The 23,239-nt window shown below is 64.8% G+C and carries 17 protein-coding genes and 1 other annotated feature; of the genes, 13 read left to right on the top strand and 4 right to left on the bottom strand.

Features of this window, described 5'->3' with window-relative positions; all coding sequences use genetic code 11:
• Positions 1-108 precede the first annotated feature (108 nt).
• From C5L14_RS09755 to C5L14_RS09695, 13 genes are all read left to right on the top strand, one after another.
• The gene (locus C5L14_RS09755) at positions 109-1,641 is read left to right on the top strand and encodes an ABC transporter ATP-binding protein (RefSeq protein ID WP_105861822.1); all 1,533 of its coding nucleotides are present in this window, start codon (positions 109-111) and stop codon (positions 1,639-1,641) included.
• Complete coding sequence (locus C5L14_RS09750) at positions 1,631-2,698, top strand: ABC transporter permease (protein ID WP_105861821.1); 1,068 nt, start codon at positions 1,631-1,633, stop codon at positions 2,696-2,698. Before C5L14_RS09755 ends, C5L14_RS09750 begins: the two co-directional genes overlap by 11 nt.
• A complete protein-coding gene (locus C5L14_RS09745; protein ID WP_105861820.1) occupies positions 2,698-3,618 on the top strand; it encodes an ABC transporter permease in 921 nt (306 codons plus the stop codon). The genes C5L14_RS09750 and C5L14_RS09745 overlap by 1 nt, the downstream gene beginning before the upstream one ends.
• A 202-nt stretch (positions 3,619-3,820) precedes the next feature.
• The gene (locus tag C5L14_RS09740; protein WP_105861819.1) at positions 3,821-5,116 is read left to right on the top strand and encodes an amidohydrolase family protein; all 1,296 of its coding nucleotides are present in this window, start codon (positions 3,821-3,823) and stop codon (positions 5,114-5,116) included.
• A 204-nt stretch (positions 5,117-5,320) separates the two neighbouring features.
• A complete protein-coding gene (locus C5L14_RS09735) occupies positions 5,321-6,355 on the top strand; it encodes a BMP family protein (RefSeq protein WP_105861818.1) in 1,035 nt (344 codons plus the stop codon).
• 190 nt (positions 6,356-6,545) lie between these two features.
• Positions 6,546-8,054 carry an ABC transporter ATP-binding protein gene (locus tag C5L14_RS09730; protein ID WP_245443324.1) on the top strand — a complete coding sequence of 503 codons (1,509 nt, stop codon included), beginning with the start codon at positions 6,546-6,548 and terminating at the stop codon, positions 8,052-8,054.
• Positions 8,054-9,109 (top strand): ABC transporter permease, encoded by a 1,056-nt coding sequence (locus tag C5L14_RS09725; RefSeq protein WP_105861817.1) that lies wholly within the window; start codon positions 8,054-8,056, stop codon positions 9,107-9,109. The genes C5L14_RS09730 and C5L14_RS09725 overlap by 1 nt, the downstream gene beginning before the upstream one ends.
• Positions 9,106-10,050, top strand: coding sequence for an ABC transporter permease (locus C5L14_RS09720; RefSeq protein ID WP_105861816.1), 945 nt, complete (start codon positions 9,106-9,108; stop codon positions 10,048-10,050). The genes C5L14_RS09725 and C5L14_RS09720 overlap by 4 nt, the downstream gene beginning before the upstream one ends.
• A gap of 111 nt (positions 10,051-10,161) precedes the next feature.
• Positions 10,162-10,217, top strand: a sequence feature (sul1 is cis-regulatory element that is thought to sense ions involved in sulfur or methionine metabolism; They are found in Alphaproteobacteria).
• Positions 10,218-10,286: 69 nt separating this feature from the next.
• Complete coding sequence (locus tag C5L14_RS09715; RefSeq protein WP_105861815.1) at positions 10,287-11,771, top strand: SulP family inorganic anion transporter; 1,485 nt, start codon at positions 10,287-10,289, stop codon at positions 11,769-11,771.
• Between the two features lie 326 nt (positions 11,772-12,097).
• Complete coding sequence (locus tag C5L14_RS30315; protein WP_181161101.1) at positions 12,098-12,820, top strand: ImuA family protein; 723 nt, start codon at positions 12,098-12,100, stop codon at positions 12,818-12,820.
• Positions 12,735-14,453: a Y-family DNA polymerase gene (locus C5L14_RS09705; RefSeq protein ID WP_105861813.1), complete on the top strand. Its 1,719-nt coding sequence runs from the start codon at positions 12,735-12,737 to the stop codon at positions 14,451-14,453. Before C5L14_RS30315 ends, C5L14_RS09705 begins: the two co-directional genes overlap by 86 nt.
• A 149-nt stretch (positions 14,454-14,602) precedes the next feature.
• A complete protein-coding gene (locus C5L14_RS09700) occupies positions 14,603-17,857 on the top strand; it encodes an error-prone DNA polymerase (RefSeq protein ID WP_245443338.1) in 3,255 nt (1,084 codons plus the stop codon).
• Positions 17,858-17,867: 10 nt separating this feature from the next.
• The gene (locus C5L14_RS09695) at positions 17,868-18,602 is read left to right on the top strand and encodes an endonuclease III domain-containing protein (protein WP_105861811.1); all 735 of its coding nucleotides are present in this window, start codon (positions 17,868-17,870) and stop codon (positions 18,600-18,602) included.
• A gap of 208 nt (positions 18,603-18,810) precedes the next feature.
• On the opposite strand, the gene C5L14_RS09690 is transcribed toward C5L14_RS09695, so the two are convergent.
• The 4 genes from C5L14_RS09690 to pgi form a co-directional block, all read right to left on the bottom strand.
• Positions 18,811-19,896, bottom strand: a complete 1,086-nt coding sequence (locus C5L14_RS09690; protein WP_105861810.1) for a dipeptidase — start codon at positions 19,894-19,896, stop codon at positions 18,811-18,813.
• Between the two features lie 371 nt (positions 19,897-20,267).
• Positions 20,268-20,609: a hypothetical protein gene (locus tag C5L14_RS09685; protein ID WP_146126874.1), complete on the bottom strand. Its 342-nt coding sequence runs from the start codon at positions 20,607-20,609 to the stop codon at positions 20,268-20,270.
• Complete coding sequence (locus C5L14_RS09680; protein ID WP_105861808.1) at positions 20,575-20,976, bottom strand: hypothetical protein; 402 nt, start codon at positions 20,974-20,976, stop codon at positions 20,575-20,577. Before C5L14_RS09680 ends, C5L14_RS09685 begins: the two co-directional genes overlap by 35 nt.
• Before the next feature lie 624 nt (positions 20,977-21,600).
• On the bottom strand, positions 21,601-23,238 hold the full coding sequence (pgi, locus tag C5L14_RS09675; protein ID WP_105861807.1) for a glucose-6-phosphate isomerase: 1,638 nt from the start codon (positions 23,236-23,238) through the stop codon (positions 21,601-21,603).
• Position 23,239 lies beyond the last annotated feature (1 nt).

Raw genomic sequence — 23,239 nt, 5'->3', positions numbered from 1 at the left:
TCTGTTTGGGCACCTTCCCCAACTTCGTGGGGAAGGCTTGTCGCGCCTCATTGGGTAGCGTGCGCGCTCGAGGCTCACCTTCCCCCACCCCGTATTCAAGGACCGGCCATGACCCCGCGCCTCGAACTGCGCAACATCACCAAGAGCTATCCCGGCGTGATTGCCAATGACGGCATCTCGCTCTCGATAATGCCCGGGGAAATCCACGCGGTGCTGGGTGAGAACGGCGCCGGCAAGTCGACGCTGATGAAGATCATCTATGGCGCGGCCCAGGCCGATTCCGGCGAGATCCTTTGCGACGGCAGGCTGATCGAGGCGCATGACCCGGCAAGCTCGCGCGCCCTCGGCATCGAGATGGTCTACCAGCATTTCGCCTTGTTTGAGTCGGTCACCGTCGTCGAGAACATCGCCCTCAGCGCTCCCGGTCCCTTCCGACTGGAAGAACTCGCTAGGCGGATCACGGCGCTGTCGGAGCGCTACGGCATGCCGATCGATCCCTGGCGCCGGGTGCACGACCTCTCGGTCGGCGAACGCCAGCGCGTCGAAATCGTGCGCTGCCTCCTGCGCACGCCCAAGCTCCTGATCCTGGACGAGCCGACCTCGGTTCTCACGCCGCAGGCGGTGGCGAAACTGTTCGAGACGCTGCGCCAGCTCGCCGCCGAAGGCTGCAGCATCCTCTATATCAGCCACAAGCTCGACGAGGTGCAGACGCTGTGCGACTCCGCCACCGTGCTGCGCAACGGCCGGGTGACCGGCACCGCCAAGCCCAAGCAGAGCACCTCGGTGGAGCTGGCCCGGCTGATGGTCGGATCGACCCTGCCCGAGATGAAGGTCACGCCCTCGACGCGCAGCGCCGAGCCGATCCTTCAGGTACGCGGCCTGTCGGTGCCGTCAGACAAGGGGAGCGTTGCCCTCCACGACGTCGGTTTCGCCGTGCATGGCGGCGAGATCGTCGGCCTCGCGGGCGTCTCGGGCAATGGCCAGGCCGAGCTGATCGCCGCCCTCAGCGGCGAGCGCCCAGTCGCGGAGCATGAGGCCATCCGTTTCGGTGGGCAGGCCGTCGGCCGGCTCGATGCCGCCGCCAGGCGCCGGCGCGGCTTTGCTTTCGTGCCCGAGGAAAGGCTCGGCCGCGGTGCCGTGCCGCCGCATACGCTGTGGGAGAACGCCGTGCTCACGGCCCATGGCAAGGACCTGGTGCGCCATGGCCTGGTCGACCGCAAGCGGGCGATGGGCTTTGCCGGCAGCGTCATCGAGACATTCAAGGTCAAGGCAAACGGTCCGCGCGCGAGCGCGCGCAGCCTGTCTGGCGGCAATCTGCAGAAATTCATCGTGGGGCGGGAAATCGCGCTGGCGCCGACCCTGTTCCTGGTCTCCCAGCCGACCTGGGGAGTCGATGTCGGCGCGGCCGCCTTCATCCACCAGACGCTGATCGATCTCAGCCGGGCGGGCGCTGCCGTGCTGGTGATTTCCGAGGAACTCGACGAGCTCTTCGAGATCTGCGACCGGCTGCTGGTGATCTGCCAGGGGCGGGTCTCGCCGCCCCTCGTCCGGACGGAAACCAATCGCGAAGAGGTCGGCCTGCTCATGACGAGGATCGGTGGCGAGGGCCAGAATGGTGGGAGCGGTTCCGTTGCGCTTTAAGATCGAACAAAGACCCGAACCGTCCGCCGCCATACGCCTCGCCGCGCCCCTGGTCGCGGCCCTGCTCACCTTGCTTGTCGGCTCCATTCTGTTCCTAGCGCTGGGCCAGGATCCGCTTCAGACCCTGCAGGCCTTCTTCATCGCGCCGCTGAACTCGATGAACGGCGTCTCGGAATGGCTCCTGAAGGCCTCGCCCCTGATCCTGATCGCCTGTGGGCTCGCCATCGGCTTTCGAGCCAATGTCTGGAACATCGGCGCGGAGGGCCAATTGATCATCGGGGCGATCGCCGCCTGCGGCGTCGGCCTGTTCTATCCTGATCCGGAAAGCAGGCTGCTGCTGCCATTGATGATCCTGGCCGGCGCGCTGGCCGGGATGGCCTGGGCCGCGATTCCCGCCTTCCTCAGGGCGCAGATGAACACCAACGAGATCCTGGTCACCTTGATGCTGACCTATATTGCCGGCCTGCTGCTGTCCTGGCTGGTGCATGGCCCCTGGCGCGACCCGGCCGGCTTCAACTATCCGCAGACGGCGCTGCTGCCCCCCGCCGCGATGTTTCCCGTCTTCGACGATGCCTATCGCCTCAACACCTCTGTGATCCTCACCGTGATCGGGGTGATCGCGATGTGGCTGTTCACCGACCGCAGCTTCCTCGGCTACAAGATGTCGGTGAGCGGCGCCGCTCCCCTCGCCGCCCGCTATGCAGGCTTCCGCGAATCCGCGGCGGTGTGGATCGGCCTTCTCGCCGGCGGCGCGGCCGCAGGCATTTCAGGCATGGCCGAACTGTCCGGGCCGCTCGGGCAATTGTCCCCGCAGGTCTCGCCCGGCTACGGCTTTGCGGCGATCATCGTCGCCTTCATCGGCCGGCTCAACGCTTTCGGCATCGTACTCGGCGGCCTGTTGATGTCACTTCTCTTCCTCGGCGGCGAAAGCGTGCAGCTCACCATCGGCCTGTCCTCCTCCCTCACCCGCATCTTCCAGGGCATCCTGCTGTTCTTCCTACTCGCTGCGGATTTCTTCATCTTCTACCGGTTCAGCCCCGTGCGGGAGCATGCCTGATGGACCTCACCATCGCGATCTTCACCGGCACCATCATCGCCGCCACGCCGCTGATCTATGCCGCGCTCGGCGAATTGGTGGTTGAGAAATCCGGCGTCCTCAACCTGGGCATCGAGGGCATGATGCTGATGGGCGCCGCCTTCGCCTTCTGGGCTGTGATGGCAGGCCTGCCCATGCCCGTCGCCATCCTGATCGGCGCGCTGGCCGGGGCCGCAGCCTCGCTGCTGTTCGGCGTGCTCGCCCTCACCTTCCTCACCAACCAATATGCCGCCGGCCTGGCGCTCGCCATTTTCGGTTCCGGCGTCTCCGCCTTTGTCGGGCGCAATTTCGGCAGCGCCCCGATCGAGGCCCTGAAGCCGCTCGACATCCCGGTGCTCTCCCAGCTTCCGGTGATCGGCCCGATGTTCTTCCGCTTCGACGCGCTGGTCTATCTCGCGCTTATACTGTTCGCGGCGATCAGCTGGTTCCTCTATCGCACCAAGGCCGGCCTCATCCTGCGCACCATGGGCGAGTCGCCGGAGACCTCGCATGCGATCGGCTATCCGGTGGTGCGCATCCGCTACATGGCCGTGCTGTTCGGCGGCTTGATGGCGGGCCTTGCTGGTGCCTATCTCTCGGTCGCCTACACGCCGCTCTGGGTCGAGAACATGACGGCCGGCAAGGGCTGGATTTCGCTGGCCCTGGTGGTCTTCGCCACCTGGCGGCCTTTGCGCGTTCTGCTCGGCGCCTGGCTGTTCGGCGGCATGACCATCCTGCAATTGCAGGGCCAGGCGCTCGGCCTTGCCGTGCCCTCCGAGTTGCTGTCGGCCCTGCCCTATCTCGCCACCATCGTGGTGCTGGTGCTGATCTCGCGCAACCGCCAGATGCTGGCCCTGCACTTCCCGGCCTCGCTGGCCAAACCGTTCAGGCCGGCGGGATGAGGGCCGAGGCCGCGGATTCGAGTCAATGATCGCCGTCTCATACCCTCCCCCTCCAGGGGAGGGTATTCGCGCCTACGTGTTGTCCCGAATGCGCGGCCCTGGGTGAGAGGCAAGGCGGATTGACTCATTGGCCGAATCCGTCAAACCGCCCATGATGACAATTGCCCTTCCTTCCTGAACGACTTTTAACGGAACCGCCCCGATGTCGCTCGACCTCATCGTCACCAACGCCACCCTGCCCGACGGACGTACCGGCCAGGACATCGCTGTAACGGGCGGACGCATCACCGCGATCGAGCCGGGCATCGCGGCCGAGGCGGCCCAACGCATCGATGCCGGCGGACATCTGGTGGCGCCCCCCTTCGTCGACTGCCACTTCCACATGGACGCCACTTTGTCGCTGGGCCTTCCCCGGCTCAACCAGTCGGGCACGCTCCTGGAAGGCATTGCGCTGTGGGGCGAGCTCAAGCCCATGCTGACCCATGAGGCGGTGATCGAACGGGCGCTGCGCTATTGCGATCTCGCCGTCAGCCAGGGACTGCTGGCCGTGCGCAGCCATGTCGACATCTGCGACGACCGTCTGCTCGCGGTCGAGGCGCTGCTCGAGGTCAAGGCCAGGGTGAAACCCTATCTCGACCTGCAGCTCGTCGCCTTCCCGCAGGACGGCTATTACCGCTCGCCCACGGCCGCCCGGAATCTCGAGCGGGCGCTCGACATGGGCGTCGACGTGGTGGGCGGCATTCCCCATTTCGAGCGCACCATGGAGGACGGTACCGCCTCGGTGAAGGCCCTGTGCGCCATCGCCGCCAAGCGCGGCCTGATGATCGACCTGCATTGCGACGAGAGCGACGATCCGCATTCGCGCCATATCGAGACGCTGGCGGCGGAGTCCCATCGCCTCGGGCTGGGCCGGCGGGCCGCCGGCTCGCATCTCACCTCCATGCATTCGATGGATTCCTATTACGTCTCCAAGCTGCTGCCTCTGATCCTGGAGGCAGGGATCTTCGCGATCGCCAATCCGCTGATCAACATCACCTTGCAGGGCCGCCACGACGGCTATCCCAAGCGCCGCGGCCTGATGCGCATTCCCGAGATGCGGGCGCTCGGCATCCCCGTGGCGCTCGGCCAGGATTGTGTGATGGATCCCTGGTACGGGCTCGGCGGCGCCGACATGCTGGATGTCGCGCACATGGCGGTGCATGCCGTGCCGATGACCAGCCGCGAGGCGATACGCTGGGCCTTCGAGGCGGTGACCTCGGTACCGGCTGCCGTCATGGGTCTGGAGGACTATGGCCTCGCCAAAGGCTGCCATGCCGATTTCGTCATCCTGCAGGCGGCCGATACGATCGAGGCCGTGCGCATGCGCCCCACCCGCCTGTCCGTCATTCGCCGGGGCAAGGTGATTGCGCAGACACCGGCCCGGCGCAGCACGCTCGACCTGCCCGGTCGACCCGCCAGCCTTGATCCGGCGAGCTATGCGCCCAAGGCGGCGGAGTGAGAGTGGTATGCCGGTCTTCAGACCGGCATAGTGACCCAGCCTGTGACGATTTGAAGATCGGCACACTGGATTTGACCATCTGGACAGGCGTCGCGCCACAGGGCACATTGCTCCGGCAAGAGCCGTCAAGTGCTTGGCAAACCAGACGTTCCATCCCGTATTTCGAACCGTTTTAAACTTTATCCGACAAAAGAGGGGAATGACATGTCGCGTAGAGATCGCAGCCTGCTTCAAGGGGAAACAGGCCTGTCGCGCCGCCATTTCATCGGGCTGGGCGCTGCCGGCCTGGTCGCGGCCGGGCTACCACTGCCGGCTTTCGCCGCCTCCGACAAGAAGCTCAAGGTTGCCGCGATCTTCGCTACCCCGATCGAGGAGCCCTGGGACAAGCAGATCCATGTCGCCCTCACCAAGGCGGCGAAGGAACTCGGCATCGACTACAAGTTCTCCGAGAAGGTCCAGGCTGCCGATTTCGGTCGCGTCATGCGCGAATATGCCCAGGGCGGCTATGAGCTGGTGATGGGCGATGCCTTCGCCGCCGAGCGCGAATCCCGCCGCACCGCCAAGCAGTTCCCCAAGACCGCCTTCCTGTTCGGCTCCGGGGCCGGGCCGGCCGAGCCCAATTTCGGCGTGTTCGACAACTGGATCCACGAACCGGCCTATCTGTCGGGGCTGATCGCCGGCAAGATGACCAAGTCCAACACCGTCGGCGCCGTGGCCGCCATGGGCATTCCCGAGGTCAACCGCCTAGTGAACGCCTTCTTCGCCGGCGCCAAGGAGGCCAATCCGCAGGTGAAGAAGAAGGTCACCTTCATCGGTTCCTTCTTCGATCCGCCCAAGGCCAAGGAAGCCGCCATCGCCCAGATCGACGGCGGCGTCGACGTCATCTACGCCGAGCGCTTCGGCGTGATCGACGCGGCCAGGGAAAAGAAGATCTATGCGATCTCCAACATGTCCGATCAATCCGACCAGGGGCCTGACACTGTGATCACGGGCCCGGTCTGGGACATGTACCCGACCGTGCAGCAGGCCATCAAGATGGTACGCGCCGGCGTGTTCACCGCCCAGGACTATGGCGATTTCTCGCGCATGGCCAAGGGCGGCTCCTCGCTCGCGCCCTATCACAAGTTCGACAAGCTGCTGCCGGCCGAGGTGAAGGACCTGGTGGAGAAGAAGAAGGCGGAGATCCTCGCCGGCACCTTCCGCGTCGACGTCGACGAGAATACCCCCGTTTCGGATTGAGCATAATTTACCCTCCCCTGGAGGGGGAGGGTCGACGCGCAGCGTCGGGGTGGGGTGGCCAGCGCCCCTCAACGACGGTGTCGACATTGATGGTTTGGAAGAAAATCATTGCCGGCCATCATCCCACCCCGGACTTCGTCCGACCCTCCCCTTCCAGGGGAGGGTAGAACGCCAGGTGCGCCTTTCGCCCATGCCCCTTTCCACTCCCCTCGTCGAGATGCGCGGCATCTCCAAGCGCTTCGGCGCCGTGCAGGCCAATGCGGACGTCGATCTCCTGGTGCGCCCGGGCGAGATCGTCGGCCTGCTCGGCGAGAACGGGGCCGGCAAGACCACGCTGATGAACATCCTGTTCGGCGCCTATGCGGCCGACGAGGGCGAGATCCTGATTGAGGGACAGATACGGCGCATCCACAATTCCGCCGATGCGCTTGCAGCCGGCATCGGCATGGTGCACCAGCACTTCCACCTCGCGCCGCGCCTCAGCGTGCTCGAAAACCTGCTGGTCGGCCTGCCGGGGCGCGGCGGTCGGCTTGACCGGGCCGGCGCCCTCGCCCGCCTCGGCGAGATCGCCGCCAAGTTCAATCTTCGCCTCGATCCGGACAGGCCGGTTTCCTCGCTTGCCGTCGGCGAGCAGCAACGCCTGGAAGTGATCAAGGCCCTGTTCCGCGGCGCAAGGCTCCTCATCCTCGACGAACCCACGGCCGTCCTCGCGCCCGAAGAGGCGGAAGGACTGTTCAAGGCGCTGCGCGCCATGACGGCCGAGGGCCTCGGCATCATCTTCATCTCGCACAAGCTCACGGAGGTGCGCGCCATCACCGATCGCTGCGTGGTGCTGCGCCATGGCCGCGTCGTCGGCTCCATCGCCGAGCCCGCCAGGACCTCCTCGGCCGAGATGGCGCGGCTGATGTGCGGCCAGGAGATCGTGCCGCCGCAACGCCCCGCCTCCGAGCCCGGCGCCGTGGTCCTGTCGCTCGATGACGTCTCGACCGATCGCCATGGCGGCATGCGGCTCGCCGGCGTTTCCCTTTCCGTGCGCGAGGGAGAGATCCTCGGCATTGCCGGGGTGACCGGCAATGGCCAGAGGGCGCTGGCGGACGTGGTCGCGGGCATGCTTTCCCCCTCGGCAGGCTCATTGAAGATCGCCGGCGCCGAGGTCGTGCCCTATGGCCCGCGCCGCGTGCAGGAGATGGGGCTCGGCCGCATCCCCGAGGATCGCATGACCCAGGGTATGGTCACCGCCATGCCGCTCGCGGACTCGATGGTGTTGCCGCGCATCGGCACCGCCGCTTTCAGTGCGCGCGGCCTGCTCAAGCCCGGCGCCATCCAGGCCTTCGCCGAGGAGCAGATCCGGGCCTTCGACATACGCTGCGCCGGGCCCATGGCGAGAGCCGGTTCCCTTTCCGGCGGCAACATGCAGAAGGCCCTCCTGGCGCGCGAACTCGCCTTCGATCCCAAGGTGCTGATCGTGGCCCAGCCCACCCGCGGCCTCGATGTCGGCGCCGCCCGCTTCGTGCATGAGCGCTTCCTCGACCTGCGCGCCCGCCGCCGCGGCCTGATCGTGATCAGCGAGGATCTGGAAGAATTGCTCACCCTCTCCGACCGCATCGCCGTGCTCTATGAGGGCCGGGTCGCCGGCATCCTGCCGGCCGGCGAAGCCACGATCGAGAAACTCGGCCTCTTGATGACGGGAGCCCACTGATGCTCAGGCTGGAACCCCGCCAATCCACACCGGTCTGGCTGAATGTCGCCTTGCCCGTGCTGGCGGTCGTGGTCGCGCTCGTCCTGTGCAGCGGCCTGATCGTACTCGCCGGCGCCAACGTGTTCGAGGCCTATGGGCTGATGCTGAAGGGCGCCTTCGGCGATTTCTACGCTCTCACCGAGACGCTGGTGAAAGCGGCGCCGATGATCTTCACCGGCCTCGCCGTTGCCGTCGCCTTCCGGGCCAAGTTCTGGAACATCGGCGCCGAGGGCCAGTTGATGGCCGGCGCGGTGGCAAGCTGTTTCGTCGGCGCCTTTCCGATGCCCGGGCCGCTCGCCTACGTCGCCATGGCGTTGGCAGGGGCGCTGGCCGGCGGCATCGCCGCACTGATCCCGGCCCTCCTCAGGGTGAAGCTCAGGGTCGACGATGTCGTCTCCTCGCTTCTCCTCAATTCGGTGATCCTGCTCGGCGTGCTCGCCCTCATCGAGGGTCCCTGGAAGGATTCGCTCTCGGGCTATCCGATCTCGCCACCGATCGAGGACAGCGCCAATTTCCCCGTTTTCTTCGAGGGCACGCGCCTGCATCTGGGCGTCCTGGCCGCTTTGCTGGCCGCCCCCGCTGTCTGGTTCCTGATCACGCGCACCACGCTGGGTTTCGCCATCCGCGTTACCGGCGAGAATGCCGAGGCGGCCGCCTATGGCGGCATCAAGGTCAACGCCATCCTGGTCACCACCGCTCTGCTTTCCGGCGGGCTGGCGGGCCTGGCCGGCGTCGGGGAGGTCGGCGGCGTGCATTTCCAGGTGATGGGGGATCTGTCGCCGGGCTATGGCTATAGTGGCATCGTGATCGCCATGCTGGCCCGCCTCAATCCGCTCGGCGTGGTGCCGGCCGCCCTGTTCTTCGCGGCGGCCATGACCGGCGCGGAAGCGATGTCGCGCGCCACCGGCGTGCCGGTCTTTCTGGCCGACGTCATCCAGGGCACCTCGCTGCTCACCATGCTGGTCGCGCTCCTGTTCACCTCCTATCGCCTGCGCTGTCAGAGGGTCACGGCATGAACCTGGTCCTCGAACAGATCTTCCAGGTCGGTTTCTTCGCCGCGACCCTGCGCATCGCCACCCCGCTGATCTTCGCCACGCTGGGCGAGCTGATCTCCGAACGATCAGGCGTGCTCAATCTCGGCATCGAGGGCATCATGCTGCTCTCGGCCATGACCGGTTTCACCGCCGCCTATTTCACCGGCAGCCCCTGGCTCGGTGTCCTCGCCGCCATCGCGACCGGCGCCCTGCTCGGGGCGCTGCATGCCGTGCTGACGGTGGCGCTCGGCCTCAGCCAGCATGTCTCCGGCATCGGCATCACTTTGTTCGCCTCAGGCCTTGCCTATTTCTTCTATCGCCTGGTGTTCGGCCAGCAGGCCTCGCCGCCGACCATCGCCGCCTTCCAGCCGGTGCCGATCCCCGGCCTTGCCGAGATACCGGTCCTGGGGCCGATCCTGTTCAACCAATATGCCCTGGTCTATCTCGCGCTGATCGGCGTTGCCCTGAGCGCTTTCCTGATCTATCGCACGCCCTGGGGCCTCGGCCTGCGCATGGTCGGCGAAAATCCGCGCGCCGCCGATTCCGCGGGCATCAGCGTCACCGCCCGCCGCTTCGAGGCCGTCATCCTGGGCGGTGCCCTGATGGGTCTCGGGGGTGCCTTCCTCACCATGGCCCAGTTCAACGCCTTCACCTTCGGCGTGATCTCGGGACGCGGCTGGATCTGCATCGCTTTGGTGGTGTTCGGGCGCTGGGATCCCCTGCGCGCCACCGGCGCCGCCCTGCTCTTTGCCTGCGTCGACGCGCTGCAGCTGCGCCTGCAGGCGGTGGGCCTGGGACACATCCCCTATCAGATCTTCCTGATGCTTCCCTTCCTGCTCACCATCGTCGCCATGGCGATGATGTCGCGCAACGCGGTGGCACCGGCAGCCCTGCTCAAGCCCTTCCGCAAGGAGGAGCGCTGAGCGCGAAAACGCGGCCGCCCTCGATTTGCTGCCGGCCGCAACAAAATTGCGGCCAGTGCTACCTTACGCCTTGCCTCGGCCTGCACCTTGCCGCTAGAAGGAGGCCATTCAGAAGGACCCGGTGAAATTCCGGGTGGCTCTTCCGGCCGCCGATCCGCCGGATAACGCAAATGTCGTGACAGCATCATCCAACCCGCTGCATCGGGTATGGCCGCATGTCCCTTGCGAATTTTCTCATGAACAAATTGTCTGCCTATTCCCGGGAATGGTTTTCCAATCCGCGTGGTGACGTGCTTTCCGGCATCGTCGTCGCCCTTGCCCTGATCCCCGAGGCCATCGGCTTTTCGGTGATCGCGGGCGTCGACCCCAAGGTCGGCCTCTACGCTTCCGTGGTGATCGCCTGCGTGATTGCCTTCACCGGCGGGCGCCCCGCCATGATCTCGGCGGCCACCGCCTCCACGGCCGTGCTGATGACCGGCCTCGTGCGCGACCACGGCGTGCAATATCTCTTCGCGGCCACCATCCTGATGGGCGTCTTCCAGATCATCGCCGGCTTTCTCAAGCTCGGCCGGCTGATGCGCTTCGTCTCGCAGTCGGTGATGACGGGCTTTGTCAACGCCCTGGCGATCCTGATCTTCCTGGCCCAGCTGCCCGAGCTCGTGCATGTGCCGGTGGCGACCTATGGCCTGATCGCCTTCGGCCTCGCCATCATCTATCTGTTTCCCTATGTGACCAAGGCCGTTCCGGCGCCCCTGGTTGCAATCGCCGTGCTTACCGCCATCGTCTGGGGGTTCGGGCTGGACGTGCGCACCGTGGCCCATCTGGGCGAGCTTCCCTCCGCCTTGCCGAGCTTCGGCCTGCCTGAGGTGCCGCTGACGCTGGAGACGTTGCAGATCCTGACGCCGGTGGCGCTCACTTTGGCCGCCGTGGGCCTGCTCGAATCCTTGCTCACCGCGCAGATCGTCGACGACATGACGGATACGCCGAGCAACAAGAACCGCGAATGCGCCGGCCAGGGCATCGCCAACATGGCCTCGGCCCTGTTCGGCGGCATGGGCGGCTGCGCCATGATCGGCCAGTCGGTGATCAACGTCTCCTCCGGCGCCCGCGGCCGCCTATCCTCGCTGGTGGCCGGGGGCTTCCTCCTGATTCTGCTGGTGGCGCTGCAGGACCTGCTCGCCATCGTGCCGGTCGCCGCCCTGACGGCGGTGATGATCATGGTCTCGATCAATACCTTCTCTTGGCGCTCGCTCCTGCAATTGCGCAGTAACCCCGTGCCCTCCTCCGTGGTGATGCTGGCAACCGTCGGCACCGTGGTGGCGACGGCCGACCTCGCCAAGGGCGTGCTGGTGGGCGTACTGCTGTCGGGCGTATTCTTCGCCGGCAAGGTCTCACGCCTCAGCCGTGTGCGCTCGAGCCTCTCGGCCGACGGCAGGGAACGCGTCTATCGGGTGGAAGGGCAGATCTTCTTTGCCTCGGCGGGCACCTTCAGCGATGCCGTCGACGTACAGGAACCCGTCAAGCGCATCGTCATCGACGTCGGCGCGGCGCATTTCTGGGATATCTCGGCGGTTGGCGCACTCGACCGCATCGTCCTCAAGGCGCGTCGCCATGGGCGCGAGGTCGAGGTCGTCGGCCTCAACGAGGCCAGCGCCACCCTGGTGGAGCGCTTCGCCGTGCACGACAAGGAAGGCCAGGCCCGCTCTTTGCCGTCGCATTGAGGCACGCTTCGCCCGACTTTTGAAATCGGGGACTCGGCCGCCTCGCCATTGCAGAGTCCCTTTACCATGCCGGGCGCTTTCCCGGCCGAATGGCGCATGATCGAAGAGTCCGCTTGAAATGTTCTCGTTTTGTTCTAGTCTGAGCGAAACGGACTTTAGCCATGACGATACGCGTTGCCCCTCCTCCTGTCCCCAAACATTTCCCAGAAAAGCCGATAGGCTTTGCGATTGAGACATCGCGTCAAAACGTGGGGCCGGAGAAAAATTGCGATCCAGCGGAATCGCGATTTTCTCCCATCGGCCAACGGGCCGAGAAGCTGGCGGAATTGCGCGCTCTGCTGCCCCGGCTCGATCATGTGCATGCCGATGCCGGCGTGCTGCCTTTCGGCATCGGGGGGATCGACACCCGCCTGCCGGGCGGCGGCCTCGCCTTGGACGGCCTGCATGAAATCGCGCCGCAAACCATTTTCGACAATGGCTGCGCGCTGGGTTTCCTCGCCTCCCGCCTGTCCCTGCGCCAGGCCAAGGGTATGGTCTGGCTGGTGACCTCGCCGCGCGGCATGGCCGGCCTCGGCCGGCTCTACGGCCATGGCCTCAACGCCCTCGGCCTCGATCCGGCCAGGCTCATCGTGGTCACGGCCGGCGACGAGACCGAGGCTGCCTGGGCCATGGAGGAGATCCTGCGCTCCGGCGCCGCCGCGGCGGTGGCAGCCGTGACGGGCGGTGGCATGGATGCCGCCACCAGCCGCCGCCTCCAGCTCGCGGCAGCCTCCGCCCCCTGCCCCCTCTTCCTTCTGCGCCCGCCTCTGGCCACGCCTTCCCTGGCTGCGATGTCCCGCTGGCGCGTCGGAGCGGCCGCAGGTCCGCGCGATCGTTTCGGCCTTCTCACCGCCTGGCGCTGGCACGTTCGGCTCGAACGCAGCCGCAACGGGCAAAGCGGATCCTGGCTCATGGAGTATGACCATGCCTCGCATCGTCTCGATCTATCTGCCACGCTGGCCGATCCAGCGCTTTCTCGTCGCCCAGAGCAACGCGCCAAGGTCGCCTGATACGATCGACGGCCATTACCCCTTCGTCCTGACGGTCGATGCCGCCGGCGGCCCGCGCATTTCAGCCGCCAGCAAGCCGGCCGAGACGGAAGGCCTCGCCGTGGGCGGGCTGGTCGCCGATGCGAGAGCCAAGGTGCCGGGCCTGCAGACCCGGCCGGCCATGCCGGAGGCCGATGCGAGGGCCCTGCACCGGCTCGGCCTGTGGGCGATGCGCTATACGCCTTCCGTGGCCCTCTACCGCGAGGCCGACGGAGCCGACGGCCTGTTCCTCGACGTCACCGGCGCCAGCCATCTGGCCGGCGGCGAACAGGCCCTGCTCGCCGACATCGTCAAGCGCCTGCGCCATCTTCGCCTCGGCGCGCGTGTGGCGCTGGCCGACACGCCGGGCGCGGCCTGGGCCCTCTCACGCTTCCATGCCCGGAATGGCTGCACCCTCGCCGAGGGCGGCGATCCCGGCCCGGCACTTGCCGATCTGCCCCTGGCCGCCCTGCGCCTTGGCGACGACCTCGTCCAGACCTTGCGCCGCCTCGGCTTCATCCGCATCGGGGATCTCATCGGCAAGCCGCGCGCTCCCTTCGCCGCGCGTTTCGATGCGATCCTGCTCAAGCGCCTCGACCAGGCCATGGGGCGGCGCGAGGAAGCCCTCGCCCTGATCGAGCCGCCGCCGCTCTATCATCGCAGCCGCCAGCTCCTCGAGCCGGTGGTGAGCCAGGCGGCCGTGGTGCATGTCGCCACCCGCCTGATGCAGGATCTGGTTCCCGCCCTCGTCGCCGGCGGCGTGGCCGCACGGGCCTTGCAGCTGCGCCTGTTCCGGGTCGATGGCGAGGTGCGCACCATCCATATCGGCCTTGCCGCCGCCACCCGCGATCCGGCCCATATCGCCAGGCTGGTCGAGCTCGATCTGGAACGGCTGGGCGAGGCCATCGATGCCGGTTTCGGTTTCGAGACCATCAGCCTGACCGCGACCGTCACCGAGAAATTCGGCCAGCGCCAGAACCGCCTGTCTCTCAAGGAAGGGCGCCGGGATGCGCCGCCGGCCGATGCCGCCGAACGCCGGGCGGAGTTGATCGACGCCCTCCGCCAGCGCCTCGGCCCCGGCAGCGTACGCCAGCTCCATCCCGTCGCCCGGCACGATCCGGCCTTTGCAGAAGAGGCACGCGATGCCGCCGAACCCGAGCCGGCCTGGCCGACAGCCGATGGCTCGCGTCAACGTCCGCCCTTGTTCCTGGACCAGCCCGAGCCCTTGCAAATCCTCGCCACGCGTCCGGACGGCCTGCCCGATCATGTCCGCTGGCGCGGCTCTTCCCACCACATCACCGCATTGCAGGGACCGGAGCGCATCGCCGGCCCCTGGTGGGAGACGGCGGCCCCGACCTTGCCCGACAAACCGGGCAAGGAGGAATATGGCTGGGGCAAGCTGGGCGAGGAAGCGCCTTCCCTCCCCGACGGCGAGAGTCCCAGGAGTCAGAAACGCAACCGTTTCGAGGACACCGAAGCCACGCGTGAGCGCAGCGTCCTGCTGCCTGCGCCGACCTACCAGGACTATTACGTCGCAGAGACACAGACCGGCCAGCGCTTCTGGCTCTGCCATGACGGCCGGCAGAGCTGGTCCCTCCGAGGGCTGCTGGCATGAGATATGAGGCAGCCGATAATGACCGTCATTGCGAGCCTTGCCAATCGAACGATTGGCGGGGCGAAGCAATCCAGGAGCCGCAAACACCGCGCTTTATAGCGCCTGGATTGCCGCGTCACTTCGTTCCTCGCAATGACGATTGCTGTGCGATTGCGTCGAAGCTCGGCCAGGACGCGAGCCCCGCCTATGCCGAGCTCGCCGTCACCACCAATTTTTCCTTCCTGCGCGGCGCCTCCTTCCCGCAGGACATGGTGAGGCAGGCCCAGAGGCTCGGCCTGGCCGGCATCGGCATAGCCGACCGCAACTCCTTCGCCGGCGTGGTCCGGGCCCTGCGCGAGGCCAAGCAACATCCATCCCTGCGCTATCTGCCCGGCGTGCGCCTCGTCACCATGGATGGCTTCGAGGCCATCGCCTATCCCACCGACCGCGCGGCCTATGGCCGGCTCTGCCGTCTGCTCAGCGACAACAACAAGCGCATGGTGCGCGCGAAAGGCGAATGCCAGTTCGGCTTCGAAGCCATTCTCGCCGCCTGCGAGGGGCAGAGACTGATCGTGCTGCCGCCCGATACGCTCGATCCGCTCTTCGTCGAACGGGCAACCAGGCTGGCCGAGGCCGCGCCGGGCTCCGTCTATCTCGCCGGCTCCCACCGCCTCAGGGGAGACGAACCCCGCCGCCTCGGCCTGATCGCCGAACTGGGCGAGAGGATCGGCGCGCCGATGGTCGCCATCAACGACGTGCTCTACCACGTGCCGGCCCAAAGGCCGCTTGCCGACATCCTCACCTGCATCCGCGAGAAATGCACCTTGGCCGAAGCCGGGTTGCGGCTCGAAATCAACGAGGAACGCCATATCAAGTCGCCCGCCGAAATGGCCGCTCTCTTCGCCGACCACCCCGACGCGCTGGCGCGCACGCTCGAAATCGTTGAGGCCTGCACGTTCGATCTGCGGCAGCTGCGCTACGAATATCCCGACGAGCCCATTCCGCCGGGCAAGACCGCTCAGCAGCACCTGGAAGACCTGGCCTGGGCCGGCGCAAGGAAGCGCTTTGCCCGCGGGGTCCCGGAGAAGGTCGTCAATGCCGTTCGCGCAGAGCTAGCCCTGATCGCCAAGTTGGAATTCGCGCCCTATTTTCTCACCGTGCACGATGTCGTCGATCATGCTCGCAACACCCTCAAAATTCTCTGCCAGGGCCGCGGTTCGGCGGCGAACAGCGCCGTGTGCTATTGCCTGGGGATCACCGAGGTCAGTCCGACCGAAACGGAGTTACTGTTCTCGCGTTTCATTTCGGAGAACCGTGGCGAACCGCCGGATATCGACGTCGATTTCGAACATGAGCGCCGTGAAGAAGTCATTCAGCGCATTTACGACCATTATGGCCGCCATCGCGCCGCGATCTGCTCGACCGTGATCCATTACCGCTCCCGGCGGGCGGTGGGCGAAGTCGGCAAGGTGCTGGGCCTGACGCCGGACGTGACGGCGGCCCTGTCGAAGACGGTCTGGGGCATGGGCATGCAGACCTGGACACCGAGCCGGGTGCGCCAGGCGGGCCTCGATCCCGACAATCCGGTGATCCGCCAGGCGCTCCATTTCACTGCTGCCCTCACCGGCTTTCCCCGCCATCTGTCGCAGCATGTCGGCGGCTTCGTGCTCACGCGCGAGAGGCTCGACGACACCGTGCCCGTCTGCCATGCCACCATGGCGGACCGCACCTTCGTCGAATGGGACAAGGACGACATCGATGAAGTTGGCATGATGAAGGTCGACGTGCTGGCACTCGGCATGCTGAGCTGCATCCGGCGCGGGCTCGACCTGCTCGAACGCCATTACGATCGCAATCTCGGCGCGATCGCGGCCCTGCCCCGCAACGACGAGGCCACCTATGACATGCTCTGCAAGGCCGATTCCGTCGGCGTCTTCCAGGTCGAGAGCCGGGCGCAAATGTCGATGCTGCCGCGGCTGAGGCCCCGGAAATTCTACGACCTTGTCGTCGAGGTGGCGATCGTCCGCCCCGGCCCGATCCAGGGCGGCATGGTGCACCCCTATCTGCGTCGACGTGATGGCCTCGAAAAAAACGACCTGCCCATGCGGCGCGGCGGCGACAGGAACGAACTCGCGGAAGTCCTGGGCCGGACGCTCGGCGTTCCCCTCTTTCAGGAACAGGCCATGGAGATCGCCATCAAGGCTGCCGGCTTCACGCCGGACGAGGCCGATGGTTTGAGGCGGGCCATGGCGACCTTCCGGCACACCGGCACGATCGGCAACTACAAGACGATGTTCATCGACGGCATGGTGCGCCGCGGCTATGAACAGGCCTTCGCCGAACGCTGTTTCAGCCAGATCGAGGGCTTCGGCGAATATGGCTTTCCCGAAAGCCATGCCGCCAGCTTTGCCGTGCTGGTCTATGTCTCCGCCTATATCAAATGCCACTACCCCGACGTCTTCTGCGCCGCCATCCTCAACAGCCAGCCCATGGGCTTCTACCAGCCGGCACAGCTGGTGCAGGACGCCAAGAAGCATGGCGTCGAGATCCGGCCCGTCGACGTCAATTACAGCGAATGGGACTGCACGCTGGAGCCGGCCAGCGACCCCACCAAACATCGCTTTGCCGTGCGTTTGGGCATGCGGCTGGTCTCCGGGCTGAACAGGGACGAGATCCTTGCGATGACCGGCCGGCGCGGCAATGGCTTTTCCAGCCTGGAGCGCTTCGGCACGGCGAGCGGCCTGCCGCTGGCGGCGATGCAGAAGCTGGCCGAGGCCGATGCCTTCCGTTCTCTCGGCCTGGACAGGCGCGAGGCGCTCTGGGCCGTGCGCCGCTTCGAGACCATCGGCATCGGCGCCACCAGGACGAGCCGGGATATGCCGTTGCTGGCCGACGATTTCGACGATGCCCTGTTTCCCGAACCTGCCGTCGCCCTGCCCGTAATGTCGCAGAGCGAGCATGTGCTGGAGGACTATCAGTCGACGGGTCTGTCGCTCAAGGCCCATCCCTGCTCCTTCCTGCGCCCGCAATTGCAGCAGCTCGGTGCCATCACCAACGAGGCGCATCGCGACAAAACCCTCACCCAGGACAGCCTCGTCACCGTCGCCGGCCTGGTGGTGACTCGCCAGCGCCCCGGCACCGCCAGCGGCGTCGTCTTCATGACCATCGAGGACGAGACCGGCATCGCCAACATCATCGTGTGGTCGCGGACCTTCGAGAGGAACCGCCGCGCGGTGATGAATGCCCGTTTCGTCGCCATACGCGGCCGGCTGCAGCGCGCCAGCGACGTGGTGCATGTCATCGCCGAGGAGGTGCTCGACCTGTCCGCCGAACTCGCCCGCCTGCGCGACATGCCGGACGGCCAGCCAGCTCCGCCGCCGGCTCAGCTCGAACTGAGCCTGTTCAAGAGCCGGGATTTCCATTGAGGAAGTGGGCATGCCTGCCATCAGGGAGCAGATCCAGCTCGGGCTCGATTTCGGCCGGGAGGAACCCATCGCCGTGCTGCGCCAGCGCCTGCTCGCCGCCTATGGCCCTCAGCGCGATACTCGGCGACACACGCCGCCAGAGCAATTCGTCAAGGCGCTGATCAGCTCGGAAACCTATGATTCCGCTTCCGAGAAAGCCTTCCAGGCCCTGTGCGAGCATTTCCGTCCTCTCGACAGGCTGGGGCAGAGCGACCCCCGCGAGGTGCTTCAGCAGCTTGCCACGGTCACCCATCCCGAGAAGAAAGCCAGCCAGCTGGTGGCTTCGGTCGATCGCATCGTCGAGCAGCGGGGGCGGTTCGATCTCGATCACCTCGCTGCGCTCTCGGTCGAAGCCGCGATGGAGCTGCTCCAGCGTTACGATGGCATCGGCCCCAAATGCGCGGCAGCAGTGCTCAATTTCTCGACGCTCCGGCGGCGTGTCTTCGTGGTGGACAGGCACATCAGGCGTTTCGCCGAACGCTTCGGTCTGCTGCCCGACAATGCCAGCTTCACCATGGCCCATCGAATCATGCTGCGCCTGATGCCGGCAAGCTGGGATGCCGACGATCTCTATGAGCTGCACTGGCTGATCAAACGCTTCGGCCAGGAGGTCTGCACCAGCCAGAGGCCGCTCTGTCCGCGGTGCGGGTTGGCGGATCTGTGCCGGCATGGAACCGCCTTGGCATCGAAGATCCCGAGGCCATAGGGCATCATAACCCCTCATCCGCCTGCCGGCACCTTCTCCCGCAAGGGGAGAAGGGGTCTATTTTGTAAAGCGAAACGCAAGCCGAACACCTTCTCCCCTTGCGGGTATCGTCCACTCCACTTGGAGTGGACTGGGTGCCCCGAAGGGGCGGATGAGGGGTCGCGCCACGCTATCCAGACTACAGACCTCAACGCTTTGAAGCGAGATCTCAGCCCTGCCCCTGCGTCCGCTCCAGCAGGGACAGCCAATTCTCATGGCCGATCTTGTGCAGCAGGGCCTCAGAATATCCCGCGCCGCGCATCTTCTCGATCAGGCGCGGCAGGCCGGCAACGCTGCCGATGGCGGCGGGGATCACCGCGCCGTCGAAGTCCGACCCGAAGGCAACGCCGTCCTCGCCCAGGCGTTCGACCAGGTAGTCGAGATGGCGCACCATGATTTCGAGATCGGTATCCGCACGCATGGCGCCGTCCGGCCGCAGGAAGCAGGTTGCGAAATTGAGGCCGACGACGCCGCTGCTCTCCCTGATGGCATCGAGCTGCCTGTCAGTGAGATTGCGCGTGGACTGGCACAAAGCATGGACGTTGGAATGGGTGGCGACGAGCGGCGCCGTGCTCAACCCGGCAACGTCCCAAAAACCCTTCTCATTGAGATGCGAGAGGTCGATCATGATGCCGCGCTGGTTGCACTGCTTCACCAATTCGCGGCCGATCTCGGTCAGGCCGGGACCGGTATCCGGCGAGGCCGGAAAGCGGAAGGGTACGCCATGGGCGAAGATATTGGGGCGGCTCCACACCGGCCCGATCGAGCGCAGGCCGGCGGCGAAGAGCACGTCGAGGCTGGTGAAATCGGCATCGATCGCCTCCGCCCCCTCGATATGCAGGACGGCCGCGATCTTGCCGGCCGCCATCGCGGCACGGATCTCGGCGGCGCTGCGGCAGATGGCGACATCGTCGGGAAAGGCCCGCTCCAGTCGCAACATGATCGACAGCATGCCGACGGTCGAGGCCTGCGCCTTCTCCCAAGGCAGCAAGGGCGGCAGCGGCAGATCATAGCTCGCGCCCTTCATCTCCTCGTCCATATTGGTCGTCGAGGCCTGGGGCGGCGGGAACATAGCGAAGAAACCGCCGGCAAAACCGCCGGCACGCGCCCGGGGCAGATCGATATGACCCGAACCATCCCCCTCGCCAAAGGCAATCTCGGCCTGTTTCGCCTTGCCGGAGGCCAGATGAAGCAGCGTGTCATTATGGCCATCGAAGACAGGAACGATGGCTGACGGTTCGGCGGTCGAAGTCACGGGGGATGTCCTTCCAGGCAAGCGGCGACCGGAAACCTTCGACCGAGTCGCCGCGCCGGGTCAGACTGTCACTTCGGCTGACGCCTATCAAGACATAGCGCTTCGTGATTGGAACACATGCAATTGTTCACAGGTCCCCTGATCATCGCGATACGCTGTGCTGTTGCGTCCGAGATGATCAGGGGAAGCAATGACCTTCCTTCTAAGGAAGCGCCGAGAAATAACCAAAGCGCCGCCCTTGTCATGCCCGGGCTTGACCCGGGCATCCAGCGGTCGCCATCTTCACTGTTTGGAAAGGCGCTGGATTGCCGGGTCGAGCCCGGCAATGACAAAGGTCGAGCCAACACAATTCACTTATGCCTCGACGCTTCCTAAGGATAGAGCTTACGCGCCATCTCCGGCATGCGCAGATAAAGCGGCTGTGCAGGCGCGTTCGCATTGGCGGGAGCCGCTTCATTCATGCTCTGCTTGCCGATGCCATCGATCTCGGCCGATGGGCGGATCGGCGGCAGGGGAACATTCCGGTTCTCCGCCTGACCGATCATGCCATGAAATCCGGCAATCTCGTCAGGGTCCAGCAATAGCTTGCCGGCACCGACCTGCCCCATAGCAGTGCCACTGTTCGGCGGCGGTTTCTTCAAGCCCATGACGGCAAACATGGTGGCGATATAGGAATTGCTATTGGTAGGGGGCTGAAAGGCCGGAATCGACAAGCGGCAATTGATAAGGAATTCTTTTCGCATCGATCGCCTTGGAAGCAGCCGTCATGGCGCGCATGGCACTCTCCACGGCAGCTTGCGGGCCGACATAGACCGTGGTGGCTTCCTTTGAGTCTTTCAAGGCGTTGGGAGACTTGCGATCTTTTTCCTTTAAATGCAGCAGCCTATCGGCATCCCAGATATCGCTTTGGATGACATCGCCAAATTTCTCGGATCCGATAGGCTTCTTATTAAGCTTCGAATCCGCTGCCAGCCCCTCGTACCACCGTCGGAGTTTTCCCTTATCGTCATAAATCTCTATGACACCATGTACGCCGACACCAAGCGGCCTTTCATTATAAGCAATACGCCAATCCGGCATTTTCGTCTCCTTATGAATTCCCGCATCTCAACCTTTAAAGACCTCAATTTAAAATACTCTCCATTTCTATTTTAAATTCTCAGCATCCTTTCACTTAGATTCAAGCATACCTTCGCCTTAATTATAAAATTCATATACATTATACTCATTATTCAGTATTAATTATTATTTAAAATACCTATCTCGATATTCGTACACTATCCTGCATATACCAAGGCAGTGGCTTACATTCCACTTTTCTATCCTTCCCTAAACCCGATCGGATCTTAATTTCCTTATTTGGCGCAAGATTTTCTATACGAACTCGCTTAGAAAGTACCTTTCCATTTTCAAGATAGAATACACAATCCGTAAAGAGAAAATCTATGTTTTTTGTACCGTAATTTCTCACTAAAACATAAGATCCTTCAACTGGATCATAAATTCTATCTCCTAATTCGTTAGAAATACGAACACTACAGCTCAATGTCGCAAAAGATATAGCAAGGGAGAACAGAAATTTCCCAACTGATTTCATATTCGCGCACTCCATAGCAACAAGTTATCCGAGTATCGCGACCTTGTCAAATTTTGTTCTCTATTTGTTCTAATATGGAATGGCGGGCCGACGGCCCGCCCTCCTCTCTAGCCTCGCAGCGATTTCAAATGCGCTACCAGTCCCTTGGTCGAGGCATCGAGGCCGTCGACGGTCGCGCCCTTGACCACCGGAAGGAGGCGCGAGGCGAGTTCCTTGCCGAGTTCCACGCCCCACTGGTCGAAGGAGTTGATGCCCCAGATCACGCCCTGCGTGAACACCTTGTGCTCGTAGAGCGCCACGAGGCGGCCGAGCATGCGCGGGGTGAGCTTGCGATAGGCGATGGTGGTGGTGGGGCGGCTGCCGGGGAATTCCTTGTGCGGGGCGAGAAGCGCGATCTTCTTGTCGTCAAGCCCCTGGGCCTTCAGTACTGCCATCGCTTCCTCCTGCGAACGGCCATGCATGAGCGCTTCGGTCTGCGCCAGGCAGTTCGCCATCAGGATGGCGTGATGGTCGCCCATGCCGGCTTCATGCGGCTCGGCCGCGATGAGGAAGTCGGCCGGGATCACATTGGTGCCCTGATGGATGAGCTGATAGAAGGCGTGCTGGCCGTTCGTCCCGGGCTCCCCCCAGACCAGGGGACCGGTCTCCGAGGTCACCGGCGAGCCGTCGAGATGCACGCGCTTGCCGTTGGACTCCATGTCGAGCTGCTGCAGATAGGCCGGGAAGCGCCCGAGGCGCTGGTCGTAGGGCAACACGGCATGGGCGGCATAGCCCATGAAATTGCGGTGCCAGATGCCGACCAGACCCATCAGCACCGGGATGTTCTTCTCCAGCGGCGTGGTGGCGAAATGGTGGTCGACCTCATGGCCCCCGGCCAGGAACTCCGAGAAGTTCTCCGGCCCGACGGCGATCATCAGGCCGAGGCCGATGGCCGACCACATCGAATAGCGCCCGCCGACCCAGTCCCAGAAGCGGAACATCCGGTCCTTGTTGATGCCGAAGGCCTCGACCGCGACGATATTGGTGGAGATCGCCGCGAAATGGTCGCCCACCGCCGTCTCGCCCAGCGATTTGGCGATCCATTGCCGCGCCGACTGGGCGTTCGTCATGGTCTCGATCGTGGTGAAGGTCTTCGACGAAACCAGGAACAGGGTGCGCGAGGGGTCGAGGCGCGACAGGGTATCCGCCATGTCCGCGCCGTCGACATTGGAGACGAAATGGGCGCGCGGGCCGTCGGCATAGGGCGAGAGGGCGCGGGCGCCCATCGCGGGGCCGAGATCGGAGCCGCCAATGCCGATATTGACCACGTCGGTGAATTTGTCGCCGGTGGCGCCACGCAGCTCGCCCGAGCGAATCTTCTCGGCGAAAGCGTAGCAGCGCGCCAGTTCCTCATGCACGTCGGGCACGACATTCTTGCCGTCGACCCGGATGTCGGCATCGGCAGGCGCGCGCAGGGCCGTATGCAGCACCGCCCGCCCCTCGGTGGTGTTGATCTTGTCGCCCTTCAACATCTCGTCCCGGCGGGTCTCGATGCAATGCGCCCGCGCCAATTGGAGCAGCAGGGACAGCGTCTCGTCGGCGATGCGATTCTTGGAAAAATCCACCAGCACGTCGTCGAGCGTGAAGGAGAACTTGGCGAATCGGTCGGGATCCGCGGCGAAAAGGTCGCGCGTCGTCGTCGAGGCCAGTTTCTGTTTGTGGGCTTCGAGATCCTGCCAAACCTTTGCGGCCTGTGAATGCTCCATA

Source organism: Labrys okinawensis (assembly GCF_002982075.1).
Lineage (GTDB): Bacteria > Pseudomonadota > Alphaproteobacteria > Rhizobiales > Labraceae > Labrys > Labrys okinawensis_A.
This window is presented reverse-complemented; position numbering and strand designations above follow the sequence as displayed.